The organism is Dialister invisus DSM 15470 (assembly GCF_000160055.1).
GTDB classification, from domain to species: Bacteria; Bacillota; Negativicutes; order Veillonellales; family Dialisteraceae; genus Dialister; species Dialister invisus.
In genome coordinates this window covers 1,177,620-1,196,004 of sequence record NZ_GG698602.1, presented here as the reverse complement: position 1 = coordinate 1,196,004, position 18,385 = coordinate 1,177,620, and the positions used below count along the sequence as shown (strand labels likewise).

General features: G+C 52.3%; 4 protein-coding genes. All 4 read left to right on the top strand.

Annotated features, from left to right (window positions below; all coding sequences use genetic code 11):
- Nucleotide 1: 1 nt before the first annotated feature.
- The 4 genes from GCWU000321_RS05890 (at nt 2) to GCWU000321_RS05870 (ending at nt 18,385) form a co-directional block, all read left to right on the top strand.
- Nucleotides 2–8,098 (top strand): S-layer homology domain-containing protein, encoded by an 8,097-nt coding sequence (locus GCWU000321_RS05890; RefSeq protein ID WP_007070217.1) that lies wholly within the window; start codon nt 2–4, stop codon nt 8,096–8,098.
- A gap of 20 nt (nt 8,099–8,118) precedes the next feature.
- Nucleotides 8,119–8,820, top strand: coding sequence for a hypothetical protein (locus GCWU000321_RS05885; protein WP_007070216.1), 702 nt, complete (start codon nt 8,119–8,121; stop codon nt 8,818–8,820).
- A 525-nt stretch (nt 8,821–9,345) separates the two neighbouring features.
- Nucleotides 9,346–16,137 carry an S-layer homology domain-containing protein gene (locus GCWU000321_RS05875; protein WP_007070213.1) on the top strand — a complete coding sequence of 2,264 codons (6,792 nt, stop codon included), beginning with the start codon at nt 9,346–9,348 and terminating at the stop codon, nt 16,135–16,137.
- Nucleotides 16,138–16,546: 409 nt separating this feature from the next.
- Nucleotides 16,547–18,385, top strand: a complete 1,839-nt coding sequence (locus GCWU000321_RS05870; protein ID WP_007070212.1) for a 2-oxoacid:acceptor oxidoreductase subunit alpha — start codon at nt 16,547–16,549, stop codon at nt 18,383–18,385.

Below are 18,385 nucleotides of genomic sequence, written 5' to 3'. Positions count from 1 at the left end.
TATGAATCAAGTACACAAGGTCATATGGAGCAGGGTGAAGAATTGCTACATAGTCGTTTCGGAAATCACGAAGAGGGTCGGCAGAGATAATAAAGCCTCTGTGACGGGAATCCGTCCGCTTCGCGCGCTTTTGTGCGCCATGGTGATTGCGGGCTGTATGCTTCCTGCTGATGCGGATGCGGCGCCGGGACTGATCCATGCAGGAACCGGCGCGACAGCTTCCGGCGATTCCAGCATTGCTTACGGGTATAGTGCAAAAGCGATGAAGAAACATTCAATCGCCCAGGGCACAGAGGCGGACGCAGAGGAAGAATATGCTTTGGCTATGGGGTATAAAGCCACAGCTAAGGGGTTACAGAGCCTTGCTATCGGCAGACAGGCGAACGCGAAAGGCGCGAACAGTATCGCGGCAGGCGCAGGTGCCAAAGGATACGCGCAGGACGGTGTAGCTATCGGCAACAATGCGGAATCGGGAACGGCAGACGATAAGGATCCCCGTATACCGACCATTCTGTCCAAAAATGGGGTAGCAGTGGGCAATTCGGCTAAAGCCAGCGGCGGTTCTTCCGTTTCAGTAGGGAATGACAGCATCGGCAACGGACCGTCTTCTGTTGCTATCGGCAATGCGGCAACGGCTAATGATGTGAGGACTACGGCCATCGGCAACAATGCCCATGCGGAAGGCGCCGGTTCGCTGTCTATCGGCCGTGAAGCCAGCGCGTTGACCTTGGAAAATGCGACAAGCACAAATCCGCTTGTGACCGGGACTGATGAGCAGCTGGATAAAAAAGGCGTCATGGCCATCGGCGATAATGCCATGGCAAGCGGCAATAATTCCATCGCTCTTGGTACTTCCGCCAAAGCCGGCGATTTGGAGAAAAAACGGAATGAAGATTCTGTCAGCCTGACCGGTGATGTGAAACGGATTACCAAGCTGACATCGACACGGTCCGTCAATAACGCGGTTGCTGTCGGTATGGAATCCAGCGTACAGTCTGATGAAGATATCGCTGTGGGCTACAGGGCGGCTACGGTCAAGTCCAAGTATCATCAGCTGCCCGGTTCCGGACAGGTGGCGATCGGCAGCAACAGCAATACTTACGGAACTCGGGGTGATGTGGCAATCGGTTCCGGCGCGGAGACGAATATAAGGGTCAAAAATGTGGATCATACTACAGGCACGGTGGAAAAACCTGACGGACAGAGCGTGGCTATCGGCAGCGTGGCAAAGGCTTACGGATCGCAGGCGGTGGCTGTCGGCGCGGACACAAGGGCGATCGGCAACTCTTCCGTGGCGATCGGCACCGATGATATCGAGCTGGATCGTACAAGACTGCAATCCCTTCTGCCGGGGCTGGAGGATAATGAAAATCTGAATAATAAGGCGCCCAATGATGCGACGCTTGGTTCGGCCGCCTTGGGAGATAAACCTTGCTATGTCAAGACTGCTTCCATCGGTACCGCATCTGTAGCAATCGGCGCGATGAGCCAGGCCGCCGGTGACGCTTCCATGGCCATGGGGCTCAATGCTTTGGCGGAAGGCGATGCCAGCACGGCGATCGGGCCTTTGGCACGGAGCAAAGGAAAGAATTCCATTGCCATGGGCAGGACCGCTTTGGCTAAGGAAGAAGGTGCTGTGGCCGTCGGTAATGAATCTTTGGCCGACGGAACCTCGGGGACTGCTTTGGGAAATAAAGCAAAGGCTAAGAAAAATTATGATATTGCCGTAGGCTATAATGCGGCGGCAGAGGGAAATCCGACTGCCCCGGGGCTGACTGACGGTTCCGCATTATCCATCGGTACGAACGCGAATGCGAAAGGAACAAATGCGGTAAGTATCGGTAATAATGCGCAGGCAATGAATAAATCAACAGTTGCCGTGGGAGGAACAGCGTCCGGCGACAGCGCGACCTCTTTGGGGTATGTGACGACTGCCAGCGGTACCAGTTCCGTTGCTCTTGGTTACTATGCACAGGCGGCAGGCAGCTATGGTACGGCAGTAGGTGGATCGGCAAAGGCAAAAGGGGAAAGCTCTATAGCCGTAGGTGCTGGTGCCGAGGCAGCCGGTAGAAAAGGCAATACGGCCATCGGCCATAAGGCAAAGGTTGAAAGCGCCGCCGGTGACGGTAATATTGCTTTCGGCAGCAGCGCGTCCGTCAAAGACGGCGCCGGCCATGTTGTCATCGGTAAAAATGCTTCCGCAAATACCGTCAACGGATACGGTATCGCTATCGGCAACAGCGCGTCTATCGGTATCGGTGCGGCTGCCGATGCGGCGGCTATCGGTACAGGAAGCCGTGTGGAAGGCAGCGGTATTGCTTTCGGGCGGCAGGCACAGGTGACGGCCTCATCCACAGAGAGCGGTATAGCTATCGGTACGGAAAGTTCCGTAGACGGTGCCCAGAAAGGGACTGCCATCGGTTACAAGGCTAAAGTATTGAGCTCCGGTGATGACAGCGGACTGGCTATCGGTACAGAAAGCAGCGCCGGCGGTAATGAAGGCAGCATCGCTTTGGGCAAGAAAGCAAGTGTGGACTCTTCCACGAATGCCGGCGGCGTAGCTATCGGCCTGAATGCCTCCGCCAAAGGCATATCCTCTATTGTAATCGGCAAGGATGCGAAGGCGGATGATGGCAATCAGGCTCATGTCATCGCTATCGGTGTCGGGGCGACAGCGACGGGGACAAGCCAGTATTCCTCCGTCATGGGTTCGGCGGCGAAGGCTTCCAGGGAGTATTCTACCGTTCTGGGATCTAATGCCAATTCCGAAGTGGACGGCGGCGTGGCGCTCGGCGCGAACAGTATTTCCAACCGCCATGCCGGCGGGTCTGCGACAGGGGATGTAAGAACGACCAATCCGTATATTCCTGCTGGTGCCGGCGCAGCGCAGGTAAATGCCATTAATGCGACAAAAGGAACGACAGGTGCCGTCAGTGTCGGCTCGGATACGGTAAAACGCCAGATCATCAATGTGGCGGCCGGCACGGATGATTCCGATGCCGTCAATGTGGCCCAGCTGAAAGCGGCGGCAGCCAATGCGGCAGGCAGTGTTTCCTGGACGGTACAGGAGAACTACAGCGATGTGAATGAGGTAAAGAACGGCAGTAAAGTCAACTTTGCCGATGGAACAAATACAACGGCTTCCGTGACAAAAGATGCGTCCGGAAAGGTAACGGCTGTAAAATACAACTTGAAAAAAGATGTGGATCTCGGTTCGAACGGCAGCCTGACCATAGGTAACGTAAAGATCAACAACACCGGCATCAACGCAGGGAACAAGCAGATCACGAACGTAGCCAGCGGCGGAGATACGATAACGAACGCGGCTAATATCGGCGATATCAACCGTATTGTCGAAGCAAAAGACAAGTATGTGACAGGCGGTACCGCAAATTACCAGACAAACGGCGACGGCACGGCTGCGTTGACCGGTACGAACAACCTGACTGCCAATATAACGGGACTCAAAAACAATTATGTCACAACAGGCAGTGTTTCCAATGACGGCAAAACCCTGACACTGGAACGGAATGATACGGGCAAAGTCAATGTGGACCTGAGCAAAATATTCACCGAGGTGGCAAAGGAAGATTACCATCTGGTAGCAAATCCGGAAGCGGGAAGCCAGGGCAAGTACAAAGCGGACAGCAGCGGAAATATGGTGCTGACCGTAGCGAACGAAAAAGACGACAGGAAACAGGTTACCTTGACAGATATCGCATCCAAAGCGCAGCAGAATACGAATACAACAAATATTACAAACATCAATAACACCATTGCCAAAGGCCTGAACTTCGGCGGAGACTCGGGCGCAGATATTAACAAAAAGCTGGGAGAAAAGCTGGAAATCAAGGGCGGTGCCTCGGCAGACCTGACAGATGGAAATATCGGCGTCGTATCTGACGGAGCAAAGCTCAATGTGAAGCTGAAGAAAGATGTCAATCTGGGTGCTGACGGCAGCCTGACCATCAACGGAAAGACCTATATCAACAAAAACGGTCTCAACGCGAACAACCAGAAGATCACCAACGTAGAGAAAGGTACGGCCGGGACAGATGCCGTCAATGTGGATCAGCTGAACGCGGCCATCGGCGGTACGGCAAAAGCGACGACCGTCAAAGCGAAAGATGCCAATGTAACCGTTACGGAAGGGCTCAGTACAGAGACAGGCGGAAAAGAATACACCGTCGGACTGGGTGATAAAGTAACCCTCGGCACGGCTGACAAGAAAATCGTCGTAGACGGAACCAGCGGAAAGATTACGGCGGGCAGCAAGGTCACCATCGACGGAACGACAGGGGACATCCAGGCAGGCACAGTCAAAGTGACAGGCGCCGGCACAGTGAATGAACTGACCAACCGCACATGGGATATTGACAACCCGACAGTCGTACATGGACAGGCGGCAACAGAAGACCAGCTGAAAACAGTCAGCGACGGCGTGAAGACCAATAAGACAAATATTACAAACATCAATAACACCATTGGCAAAGGCTTGAACTTCGGCGGAGACTCCGGCGCGGATATTAACAAAAAGCTGGGAGAAAAACTGGAAATCAAGGGCGGCGCCTCGGCAGACCTGACAGATGACAATATCGGCGTTGTATCTGATGGAACGAAGCTCAACGTGAAGCTGAAGAAAGATGTCAACCTGGGACCGGACGGCAGCCTGACCATTAACGGAAAGACCTATGTCAATAAAGACGGTCTCAACGCGAACGGCCAGAAGATTACCAATGTAGCTGACGGCACAGTGAACAGTGACGCAGTCAACTTCGGCCAGCTGAAAGATGCTGTCGCGGCAGGAAAGACGATCCTGAAAGACGGTAAGAATACCACCGTCGAAGGCGAAGGCACCGTTGCCAATCCGTATAAAGTCAATGTAAATGACGATCTGGTACTCGGCAGGAAAGGCGCTGACGGCAAAGACGGCTCCATCGGAATCAACGGCAAAGACGGCTCTGCTGTAGTGATCAACGGCAAAGACGGCTCCATTGGTCTGAACGGTAAGGACGGCGCTAACGGACTCACCATTAAGGGCGGCGATGGAAAGCCGGGCGTTGACGGCACCAATATCACCCGTCTCATCATCGAAGAAAAGAACGGCAAGCAGCATGATATTGCCACCTTAGACGACGGCATGAAGTACGGCGGTGATACAGGGGCGGTCATCAAGAAGAAACTGAACGAACAGGTGAATGTAGTCGGCGGCATTAGAGACGAAAGCAAGCTGACGACAGATGACAATATCGGCGTGGTATCTGACGGCAGCAACAACCTGAAAGTCCGTCTGGCGAAAAATATCAACCTGGGACCGGACGGCAGCCTGACCATCAACGGAAAGACCTATGTCAACAAAGACGGTCTCAACGCGAACGGCCAGAAGATTACCAACGTGGCTAACGGCACAGTGAACAGTGACGCAGTCAACTTCGGCCAGCTGAAAGATGCTGTCGCGGCGGGAAAGACAATCCTGAAAGACGGTAAGAATACCACCGTCGAAGGCGAAGGCACCGTTGCCAATCCGTACAAAGTCAATGTAAATGATGACTTGGTGCTCGGTAAGAAAGGTGCTGACGGCAAAGACGGCTCCATCGGAGTCAACGGGAAAGACGGCTCTGCGGTAGTGATCAATGGCAAAGACGGCTCCATTGGTCTGAACGGTAAGGACGGCGCTAACGGACTCACCATTAAGGGCGGCGATGGAAAGCCGGGCGTTGACGGCACGAATATCACCCGTCTCATCATTGAAGAAAAGAACGGCAAGAAGCATGATGTAGCCACACTGGATGACGGGCTCAAGTTCGCAGGAAATACCGGCATTGTAGCTAAAAAACTGAATGAGACCATGACCATCAAAGGAACTGGTGTGAAGGCTGATACGGAGTATGATGCCTCCAATATCAAGACCATGGTAAACAGTAACGGTGAAATGATTGTTGGTCTGGATAAGAACCTGAAAGCGGACAGTGTCGGAATTAACGGCAAAGACGGCAGAGACGGAGCGACTATTAAAGGCGGCGACGGAAAGCCGGGCGTTGACGGTACCAATATCACCCGTCTCATCATCGAAGAAAAGAACGGCAAACAGCATGATATTGCCACCTTGGATGACGGCATGAAGTACGGCGGTGATACAGGGGCGGTCATCAAGAAGAAACTGAACGGACAGGTGAATGTAGTCGGCGGCATTTCGGATGAAGGCAAACTGACGACAGATGACAATATCGGCGTGGTATCTGACGGCCGCAACAACCTGAAAGTCCGTCTGGCGAAAAATATCAACCTGGGACCGGACGGCAGCCTGACCATTAACGGAAAGACCTATGTCAACAAAGATGGTCTCAATGCGAACGGCCAGAAGATTACCAACGTGGCTGACGGCACAGTAAACAGTGACGCAGTCAACTTCGGCCAGCTGAAAAATCAGGGTTCGGAGATCGTCAACAAGGGCTTCGGCATAAAAGCGGAAGACGGAAATGAAGTAAAGAAGAAGCTTGGCGAAACGGTGGACGTTGTAGGCGACGGTAAGAATATTTCCACCAGAGTCGAAGGCGGCAGAGTCAAAGTGGCGCTTAAAGATGATATTTCATTGAATAGCGTTACTACGGGCCGTACGAAAATGGATACCAACGGGCTTACCATTCAGGATGGTTCCGGGAATACAGCAGTGACAGTCGACAAGGATGGGCTGAAGATCAAGGACGGCCCCAGTGTTACCAAGTCGGGAATCGACGCAGGCGGCAAGAAGATCACCAACGTGGCAGCAGGCGAGGCGGATACCGATGCTGTCAATGTCAGCCAGCTGAAAAAAGCGGCAGCCAGTGCCACTACGAAAGTAGCGGACGGAAAAAATACGACGGTGACTTCTGGAGACAATGCCGACGGATCCAAAACGTACCGTGTCAATCTGAATGATGATATTACGCTGGGAACCGATCCTTCCAAGCAGATCAGCATTAAAGGTACCGAAGGTACGATCAAGGCCGGACAGGTGACTGTCAACGGTACGGCCGGCACAGTGAACGGACTGACCAATAAGACTTGGGATCCGAATAATATCACCAGCGGACAGGCAGCGACGGAAGACCAGCTGAAGGTTGTATCCGGCCAGGCAGGCAGGCATTCTTCCGTAACGGCGGGCAGCAATATTTCCGTGACAACGGGAACAAATGCAAACGGCGGTACGGACTACAAAGTATCTGTAGTCGATACACCGACCTTCAAGACCGTGACTACAGGAAATACGGTGATGAGTAGCAGCGGCCTGACGATTAAGAATGGCCCGAGCATCACGCAGACCGGCGTTGACGCAGGCGGAAAACGGATTACCAATGTGGCAGCAGGCAAGGCAGATACGGATGCTGTGAATGTAGGACAGCTGAAACAGATCGGCGGAGCCATCAACAAAGTTGATAACCGTATCAACAGAGTCGGCGCAGGAGCGGCGGCATTGGCAGCACTCCATCCGCTGGACTTCGATCCCGATGACAAGTGGGACTTCACTTTGGGCTACGGCAACTATAAAGATGCCCATTCTCTGGCACTCGGTGCCTTCTATCGGCCGAATGAAGATACGATGATCAGTGTAGGCGGTTCCATCGGCGGCGGAGAAAATATGGTGAATGCAGGTCTTTCCATGAAGCTGGGACAGGGCAACCATGTGTCCACATCCAAAGTGGCGATGGCTAAGGAAATCAAGGATCTCCGCGCTGAACTGGAAAATGTGAAGGGGGCGCTGCTGAAGGTTGCGGACGGAAGACCACTGGATTCCATGGATATGGACAAGATGCAGCTCTTCCCCGATGTGCCTGAAAATCATTGGGCCTATGACTATGTGGCGACTCTGGCAGGAAACGGCGTCATCGTGGGCTACCCGGACGGACAGTTCGGCGGAGACCGCATGATGACCAGGTATGAAATGGCCGCGTTGATCTACAGGGCTATGCAGAATGGTGCGGCTGCCGATGATCGGATGGCCAGAGCGCTGAAAGAATTCGAACCGGAACTGGAACGCATCAGGGTAGATACCATCAGCAAGCATAAGGACGGTACACCTGATATCCAGCGTGTACGCGTCATCAAAGGCCGCGGTTAATCGGAGCAAGAGGCTTTCAGATGAAGAAATCATGGTTTGCTGTGATAGGAATGATATTGATATTGCTGCTGCCGGGCACGATGGCTGCGGCAGCGGATAATATCACCGTAGCCGGCCAGTTTGAAGGAGCCTATGCGGACAATGTATATCGTTTTGTTACTGCCGATGGACAGGAAATCCCTGCCATGATGGAGCATGCGGGAAAGATAATGAGTTATACGCCTTTTCAGGCGACAGGGTATGTGGCTTATAATCAGGCCGGGCAGCCCGTACTTATTATCCGGAACGTGTCTTACCAGGAGCGGGCTCCTAATCAGCGTGCGGTCAGCTACAGAAAAGATATTGGGAATCCGCAGGCGTCACAGGGGCCGATAGGATCACGGACATCCCGGGACGCAGGGTATTTCATGGGACCGGTGAAAAGCGATCTTGCCAACTGGTATCAGACGAATCCGGGAGATTTGAAATTAGAGGATCTGGGTGCTTACCGGGTAGCATGGAATTTGTCCGGGCTTCCTGTAGGGACAAGGATCTGCACTGTGGGCAGCATCCTGTCCAGCGCCGGCGGCGGGCTTATGAATTTCCGTACCGCCCGGGGGAATAAAATTCTTATCAATCTCAATGGTGCAGTTGTTCCTATGGGACAGCGGGTAACCGTTTTGGGGATTATTTCCACTCCGTCAGTGCTGACAATCCAGTTCGTAAACAGCGTAGGATCCTGATTGGATAAGACCATCTTTCTAAATCAGGAAGAAGATAAAAGACTTTCTTCGATAGCATATGCTTTCAGGAGAGAGTCTTTTACCCATTTATTGCGGAAAGCAGAAATCGCACATTTTAACTCGAAACCGGATTTGCCATTCCATGAACGGGAATGACGACGGCATAAGAGACAGCGTTGTCTTTCTGAACGATGATATCTTTATTTCTCTTTATTTATGGAAATGTAAGAACTGTGAATTACGTATGATCCGCTTTCCGGATATTTTCTGTAAGGCTTCCCTGTGACGGATGTCCTGATTAGATATATGCGGAGGAAGAGAAACGGATCAAGCAGACAGCTGAAAGAGAATCAGGTACGGAAAATCTCCGGTGAAATACTTTAATAAAAGTGCGTTTGGTATACTAATCTCATTATAATAAATAACTTTATTAAATAACTTTATAAATGTATAATATGGTGAAAGAGATATAAATTATTTAGTTCTTTAGAGAGCGGATATCTTTTTATGTAAAAGGAGGAAGTTATGAATCAGATTTACAAAGTCATCTGGAGCCGGGTGAAGCGCTGCTATGTGGTGGTTTCGGAAATCGCCGGCCGCTGCGGAAAAAATGGGGGAGTGGCTTCTGAAAAGAAGAGTATGCCCGTCCGCGCGTTTCTGTGCGCCCTTGCCGTCACGGGATGCCTGCTGCCGGGTATGGCGGAAGCAAAGACAGAGTATGGTCCCGGCGCTTCCGCTACCGGAACTGCCAGCGTGGCGGTGGGGGACGATGCTAAGGCGGCGGCGGTGAACAGCTCCGCTTACGGTCTTAAGTCAAAGGCATTGTCATCACACAGTGTGGCCATCGGTAATGAAGCGTCCGTCGGCAAGGGAGATCCGGATCCAGAATCGAGCCAAAACGGGATTGCCATCGGACATGGTGCGAACGTTACAGTAAACCCTGCCACGGCGACACCGGGGATTACCGATAAGAGCGGAGGGATCGCAATCGGTCATAATGCGACAACCAAAGATATCAATACGGTTGCCCTCGGTACCGGTACTGTCGGCCAAGGCGCGCAGGCAGTGGCGATCGGCCGTAATGCGCATACGGACGGGAATAATACGGTCGCTATCGGGAATAATACCTGGGTTCGTTCTACTAACGGTTTTGCACTTGGTAATGAAGCACGGGCAGGTATAGATGAGGCTGGAAATATTATAGGCAAAGATAATGACCAGGCCTTCGGTTCCAATGCCAGGGCTTGGGGCGGTTCCTCTATGGCTTTCGGGAATAATGCGAAAGCTGCTAATGGCGGTGCCATTGCCATGGGGAACGGTTCTCAATCCAGAGGGGATTGGGGCGTAGCCATCGGTAACGGTGCAAAAGCCCTGGCTGATGGCGCCCGCGCATTGGGGGCAAATTCCACGGCAAAAGGAGTTAATTCTACGGCTATCGGCTGGGACAGCAAGAGTGAAGCGGATCGCGGTATCGCCATAGGTGAGACTGCTTCCGTTGAGGATGGAACAGAGCATGGCATTGCCATCGGTACAGGAGCGAAAGCGTCAGGGAAAGGCAGCACCGGCACTCCAAGTCTCCCGGCAAGTACGGTAGCCATCGGACAGGGCGCGCAGGCGCTGGAAAACGGGGATATCGTCATCGGCCGCAAGGCGAAGAGTATCGCTTCTACAGAGCACGGCAATCCGGGATCCGGCGCGGTAGTGGCAGGCGCGGAAGCGGCGGCATACGGCGCCAGAGGCGATGTGGTCATCGGCGCTGCGGCAGAGACCAATGTCAAGATCAAACAGTCCGGCGGTACTGTCGATCCTAAATATGCACAAGGGGTCGCTATTGGGAGTACAGCTAAGACATATGGTACCCAGTCGCTGGCGCTTGGTGCGGATACCAGGGCGATTGGGAACTCTTCCGTTGCTATCGGCGGGGATGATATTGATATGGCCCGTACGGAACTGGAAACGGCCGTGCCCCAGCTGGCGGCAGGAAACGGGATTAAAAAGAGCTTTAATAAGGAAATAGAAACTAAATTTCCGGGCGGATTGGGGTCAGCTTCTATCAATGTGAAAGGGAAGTATGCGAACACCGCTGCCATCGGTGATGCCACCACGGCCATCGGGACATTGAGTGAAGCCTATGGCACAGGATCCACGGCGATTGGTATCAATTCTTTGACCAAGGGCGTAGCCAGCACCGGTATCGGTATCATGGCACGGAGCTGGGGCACGAATTCTCTTGCCCTCGGTACGCAGGTAGGTGCCTATGGTGACCGGTCTTCCTCCATCGGGGATACGAACCAGGTGGGTTTGGATATGAAGGACGGGTCTAAATCTGGGAAAGAATCTGCAGCCGTCGGATCTAAAAATACTATTTACGGAAATCAGGCCTATGCTGTCGGCGCCGGAAATACCATCGGCTCCGCCACGGTTAACACTGCGACGGAAGCAAACGGCAGCGCCGCCGGTGCTGATCAGGATAAAATCACGACAGTCACTGCCGGCACGGTGAAAGGAAATATGGCAGGCGCTTTCGGGTACAAAAATACTATTAATGCGGATAATGCCTATGCAGTGGGCAGCAATTCCACGGTTTCCGCCGACGGGGCTATGGTGCTGGGGAACAACGCTTCTGTAACGGCGAAGAACGGCATGGCTCTCGGCAGCAATACAAAAGCGGCCAATGAAAATGCCGTAGCCCTCGGCGCCGGTTCGGAAACGGCGGCAGCTGTGGCGACACCCTCCGCAACAATCAACGGCACAGCACATAATTTTGCAGGAGTAAATCCGGCTTCCACAGTCAGCGTGGGCAAGGCGGGCAGTGAACGGACGATCACCAATGTGGCGGCAGGCCGTATTTCCGCTGCCTCTACCGATGCCATCAACGGCAGCCAGCTGTATGCGGTGACTACGGAAATGGATAAGGGCGTGGCCTATGCGGGCGATGTGAAAGCTGCGGCAGCCGCGGCTAATAAGTTTACCCGAAAATTAGGCGAACAGACGAATATCGTCGGCGGCGTGGCAGATGCGTCTAAGCTGACAGACGGAAATATCGGCGTGGTATCCAACGGGACAGATACGCTGAATATCAAACTGGCGAAAGACGTGAAAGTGGACAGCGTCACAACGGGCAATACGGTGATCAATAATAACGGGCTGACCGTAGGCGGAAAGACCTATGTAACCAATAACGGCATCAATGCGAATAACCAGACCATCACGAACGTAGCCAGCGGCGGAAATACGACGACCAATGCGGCCAATATCGGAGATGTGCAGACAGCCGTAAACAATGCGGTGACCAATGTTACGAATACATTGACGGCAAAAGGCCTTGATTTCGAAGGCAATGACGGCGCGGCGAACAAAGTGCATCGTGACCTCGGGACCAAACTGACCGTGAAAGGCGGCCTTGCCGATGTGACCACCGGCGTATCGGGCAAGAACCTGGGTGTGAAGAAAAACACGGCAGGAGACGGCCTTGATTTAGTGATGAGTGAAAAGCCGGAATTTAAAGAAGTGACGGCAGGCACGGGAACGAATAAAGTCGTCATCAACGATAACGGCGTCCATGTAGGCGGAAAGACCTATGTGACGAATAATGGCATCAATGCGAATAACCAAACTATCACGAATGTAGCCAGCGGCGGAACGACAGACAGCAACGCGGCCAATATTGGCGATGTAAAGACAGCTGTAACCAATGTCACAAATGCACTGACGGCAAAAGGCCTTGATTTCGAAGGCAATGACGGCGCGGCGAACAAAGTGCATCGTGACCTCGGCACCAAACTGACCGTGAAAGGCGGACTTGCTGATGTGACCACCGGCGTATCGGGCAAGAACCTGGGCGTGAAGAAAAATGCGGCAGGAGACGGCCTCGATTTAGTGATGAGTGAAAAGCCGGAATTTAAAGAAGTGACGGCAGGCACGGGAACGAATAAAGTCGTCATCAACGACAACGGCGTCCATGTAGGCGGAAAGACCTATATCAATAACGGCGGCCTAAATGCCAACAATCAGAGGATTACCAACGTGGCAACCGGTACGGCCGGAACCGATGCCGTCAATGTGGATCAGCTGAATGCGGCCATCGGCGGTACGGCAAAGGCGACGACAGTCAAAGCGAAAGACGCCAATGTAACCGTTACGAAAGGAACCAGTGCTGAGACAGGCGGTAGAGAATATACCGTCGGGCTGGGGAATGTAGTTACCGTAGGGCAGACCCATCCCGTCACGGTGAATGGGGATGCCGGAACCGTAAACGGTCTTACAAATACGACTTGGGATATTGACAACCCGACAGTCGTGCACGGACAGGCAGCCACGGAAGACCAGCTGAAAACAGTCAGTGACGGCGTGAAGACCAATAAGACAAATATCACAAAGAATGCCAATGATATTACAAACATCAATACGACAATTGGAAAAGGGCTGAACTTCGGCGGAGACTCCGGCGCGGATATTAATAAAAAGCTGGGAGACAAGCTGGAAATCAAAGGCGGAGCCTCGGCAGATCTGACAGATGGAAATATTGGCGTCGTATCTGATGGAGCAAAGCTCAATGTGAAGCTGAAAAAAGATGTGGATCTTGGGCCGAATGGCAGCCTGACCATCAACGGAAAGACCTATGTCAATAAAGACGGTCTCAATGCGAACGGCCAGAAGATTACCAACGTGGCTGACGGCACAGTAAACAGTGACGCAGTCAACTTCGGCCAGCTGAAAGATGCTGTCGCGGCGGGAAAGACAATCCTGAAAGACGGTAAGAATACCACCGTCGAAGGCGAAGGCACCGTTGCCAATCCATATAAAGTCAATGTAAATGACGATCTGGTGCTCGGCAGGAAAGGCGCCGACGGCAAAGACGGCTCCATCGGAGTCAACGGCAAAGACGGCTCTGCTGTAGTGATCAACGGCAAAGACGGCTCCATTGGTCTGAACGGTAAGGACGGCGCTAACGGACTCACCATTAAGGGCGGCGATGGAAAGCCGGGCGTTGACGGTACCAATATCACCCGTCTCATCATCGAAGAAAAGAACGGCAAGCAGCATGATATTGCCACACTGGACGACGGTATGAAGTACGGCGGTGATACAGGGGCAGTCATCAAGAAGAAACTGAACGAACAGGTGAACGTCGTCGGAGGCATTAGAGACGAAAGCAAGCTGACGACAGATGACAATATCGGCGTGGTATCTGACGGTACTAACAACCTGAAAGTCCGTCTTGCCAAAGCCCTGAAAGGCCTCGAAAGCATAACCGCCGGCGATACATTCATCAACAATAACGGAATAACCATCAGCAACGGTGCAGCCGGAAACACCGTATCCCTCACCAAGAACGGCCTTGACAACGGCGGCAACAAAATCACCAACGTAGCAGCCGGAGACGTCAGCGCAAACAGCACCGATGCCGTCAACGGCAGCCAGCTGCATGACGTAAAGACACTGGCAGGCCAGCATACGACCGTCAAAGCCAAAGACAGCAATATAACTGTCACCGAAGGAACCAATGGAACAGGCGGCAAAGAATATACTGTCGGACTCGGCGACAAAGTCACACTGGGAACCGATCCGTCCAAACAGGTATCCATCGACGGAACAACAGGCATCATCAAAGCCGGAGACAAAGTCACCATTGACGGCAAGACAGGAAACATCGATGCCGGAAAAGTGAAAATCAATGGAGAAAAAGGAACCGTCAACGGACTGACCAACAAAACCTGGGATCCGAACAACATCACCAGCGGACAGGCCGCCACAGAAGACCAGCTCAAAGCCGTAGACCAAAAGATTACGAATACGTCCGAAGAATTGACGAAAAAAGGCATGGACTTTGCCGGCAACGACGGAGAATTCCACCGGAACCTGGGAGAGAAAGTCACCATCAAAGGAGAAGGGACAAAAGATGCCTCCGAATACTCCGGTGAAAACATAAAAACCTTTGCCGATGCGAACGGAAACCTCACCGTCAAAATGGACAAGAACCTGAAAACCGAAACCATCGTTGCTACAGGTAAAAACGGCAAAGACGGAAAAATCGGCATCAACGGAAAAGACGGCGTAACAACAAACATCTCGGTTACCCGTGACGGCAAACCCGGAGTAGACGGCGCGCCGGGTACGACAACGACCCGTATCGTATACGAAAAACCGGACGGCACCAAAGAAGAAGTGGCTACCTTAAATGACGGCATGAAGTACGGCGGTGACACAGGAGCAGTCATCAAGAAGAAACTGAACGAACAGGTGAACGTAGTCGGAGGCATTACAGACACAAACAAACTGACCACAGAAGACAACCTCGGCGTCGTATCCGACGGCAATAACAACCTGAAAGTCCGCATGGCCAAAGACCTGAAAGGATTGAACAGTGTGACCACCAACACCCTGACCGTGGGAGACGTGAAAATCGACAACAGCGGCATCAACGCAGGGAACAAGAAAATCACCAACGTAGCAGCCGGAGACATCAGCGCAAACAGCACTGACGCCGTCAACGGGGGGCAGCTGTGGAAAACAAACCAAACAATCAACAACATAGGAGGAGCCGTCAATGAACTTGGCGACCGCATGGACAGAGTAGGAGCAGGAGCAGCGGCATTGGCAGCCCTCCACCCGCTGGACTTCGACCCGGATGACAAGTGGGATGTGGCAGCCGGCTACGGCAACTACAAAGACGCCCATGCGGTAGCGGTAGGCGCATTCTACCGTCCTAATGAAGACACCATGTTCAGCGTGGGAGGCTCCTTCGGAGGAGGAGAAAATATGGTGAATGCCGGAGTCAGCGTGAAGCTGGGACAGGGCAACCATGTATCCACATCCAAAGTAGCCATGGCGAAAGAAATCGTCGATCTCCGTGATGAGAACAAGGATTTGAAGAAACGTCTGGATACCATGGAGCAGAAGATGAATTCCATTCTCGGCATCCTGGATATGGGTAAAAAGAAGGACTTCCCCGATGTGCCGGAAAACCACTGGGCTTATGAATATGTGGCTACATTGGCAGGAAACGGCATCCTTGAAGGCTATCCGGACGGCATGTTCAGCGGCGACCGTACCATGACCCGCTATGAATTTGCGGCGATGTTCTATCGTGCATTGAAGAATGGAGCACCGGTAGATGACAATATGGACAGAGCTATGAATGAGTTCGAACCGGAACTCCGCCAGATTCGTCTGGATCGTATCCGTGTTGACCGTATTTCCGGCAAGGACAATGACAGAAATAAGGTAGAACGTGTCCGCGTCAACAGCGAAGATGATAAGGCAAACAATGATTACCGTGATGTGTACGGTTCTCATATTTCCCCGGAAGCGTAAACTGGAAAGCAAAGACAAGGATAAGGAAATAGTATAAGAAATAGAATGCGGTACTCGTCAGATGTGATGGGTACCGTATTTTTATGTAAGCGGGGGATAAGCGGACGGTCTTTTTATTGTTTGATAAGAGTGACGCTAACGTTAATCGTCATCCTGAACGAATGTGAAGGATCTGCTGCTGTAGTGAGGAGGCCGGTATGAAGATAAAAGCTATCAGCTGTGAGCTGTCAGCTGCAAGCTAACTATTCTTTTACGATTTAAATCATTACGACAAGCGAATATCCTCAATCGTACTACGTGTGCCGGCAGTCGACAATATTCAATATCCGGTACCTGTGTTTTTATTTCCTTGAAAATTTCTGCATTTTAACGGCGGCATCCCATTTATAAAAACGACTTTAATGGTATAATGAAATCGTATGTGTATGATAAAAAATCGATACCGGACCATTACCGTGCACATAGGATCGATTCACTGAACATCGACAAGGAGGAAGATGGAGTGGAAAAGAAAGATTTTATCTGGAAAATGGGAGGGCAGCAGGGACAGGGCGTTGAATCCTGCGGAGAAATTCTGGGGCGTGTTCTGGCACAGGAGGGATATTCCCTTTTCAGCCAGCGTCTGTTTGCATCCCGGATCAAAGGCGGACATACGACGATTGCCCTGCGTATCGCGACCAAGGAAATTGCGACGATCGGGGAGCATGTGGATTGTCTTGTAGCTCTTGACCAGGAAACGATCGATCTTCACGGAAAGGAAATTTGTGAAGGCGGTGTTATTATTGCCGACGATGCTTTTAAACCGAAATGGGAGGCGCATACGGGACGTATTTTCCTGCCGCTCCCCATTACGGAAATGGCAAAGAAGTACGGATCCATGCAGATGAAAAATATTGCCGCTCTCGGTATGAGCGCAGGACTGCTCGGGTTTCCGGAAACGCCGTTCTACCGCTTTATCGCGGAACGTTTTGCGAAAAAAGGGGAAGCGGTCATCAATAAAAATAAAGAGATTTTCAAGGAGGGTTATGACACGGCTGTCGCTGCCATGCAGGGGGTGGAGCTGGGGAAACTGGCCGTTCCTGAAAAGAAAGACCAGCTGTACCTGCTTGGGAATGAAGCGGCCGCGCTCGGCGCTATTTCCGCAGGATCCCGTTTCATGGCTTCTTATCCGATTACTCCGGCATCGGAAATCATGGAATATATGATTAAAGTGGCTCATAAGATTCATGGCACGGTCGTGCAGACGGAAGATGAACTGTCATCCGTTATGATGGCGATGGGGGCGGGTTATGGGGGTGTCCGCGCGTTTACCGCGACATCAGGCCCCGGGCTTTCTCTCATGGCGGAATCCATTTCCATGGCGGCTGTTGCTGAAATCCCGGTGGTCATTATCGATGTGATGCGTGCAGGGCCGTCCACGGGGATGGCGACAAAGGTGGAGCAGAGCGATATCCGCTATGCTGTCGGCTCCGGGCACGGAGATGCGGAAAAGATTGTTCTTGCTGCCGCGTCTATCGAAGACTGCTACTATATCGTCCAGGAAGCGTTTAATCTGGCGGAGGAATACCAGACTCCTGTCATTGTGCTGTCCGATCTGCAGTTTGGCATGTGCAAGCAGTCTGTTCCCGCTTTCGACAGGAACCGTATCGGCATCCGCCGCGGTAAATTAGTGACGGAAGGCCTTTCTGAACTGGATATGAAAACGAAATCTTATTTCCACCGTTTTGAGGACACGGAAGACGGTATTTCCCCAAGGACGATTCCCGGCGTGAAAAACGGCATGTTCCTTTCTACGGGCCTTGAACATAATGTATTCGGCAAACCGGCGGAAGGACAGGGCGACCGTGTGATGGAAATGGAAAAGCGCCACAGGAAGTTCGCTGCCGTTTCCAAAGCGATTCAGCCGTTTACCGCAGCCCATGAAGAAACGAACTGCGACCTGCTCCTTGTGGGCATTACTTCCACCAATGGCGCGCTGGAAGAAGCGCGGGAGTGTCTGGAAGCGGAAGGCAGGAAGGTAAATCATATCCAGCTCCGCCTGATTTCCCCGTTCCCCGCAGAAGAACTCCGTCCGTATATCGAAGGGGCGAAGAAGGTTCTCATTGTCGAAGAGGATTTGACGGCGCAGCTCCGCGAGCAGTTTGCCATCCGCTTTGACTGCCACGATAAACTTCTTTCTCTTTTGCAGTATGACGGCACGCCGTTCCTGGCTTCGACCATTATCAATAAATCCAAGGAGGTCATCTGA

What these genes read in the sequence shown, in the direction of transcription:
- GCWU000321_RS05870 (WP_007070212.1), top strand. Translation starts at nt 16,547, where the DNA reads ATGAAATCGTATGTGTATGATAAAAAATCGATACCGGACCATTACCGT.
- GCWU000321_RS05885 (WP_007070216.1), top strand. Translation starts at nt 8,119, where the DNA reads ATGAAGAAATCATGGTTTGCTGTGATAGGAATGATATTGATATTGCTG.
- GCWU000321_RS05875 (WP_007070213.1), top strand. Translation starts at nt 9,346, where the DNA reads ATGAATCAGATTTACAAAGTCATCTGGAGCCGGGTGAAGCGCTGCTAT.
- GCWU000321_RS05890 (WP_007070217.1), top strand. Translation starts at nt 2, where the DNA reads ATGAATCAAGTACACAAGGTCATATGGAGCAGGGTGAAGAATTGCTAC.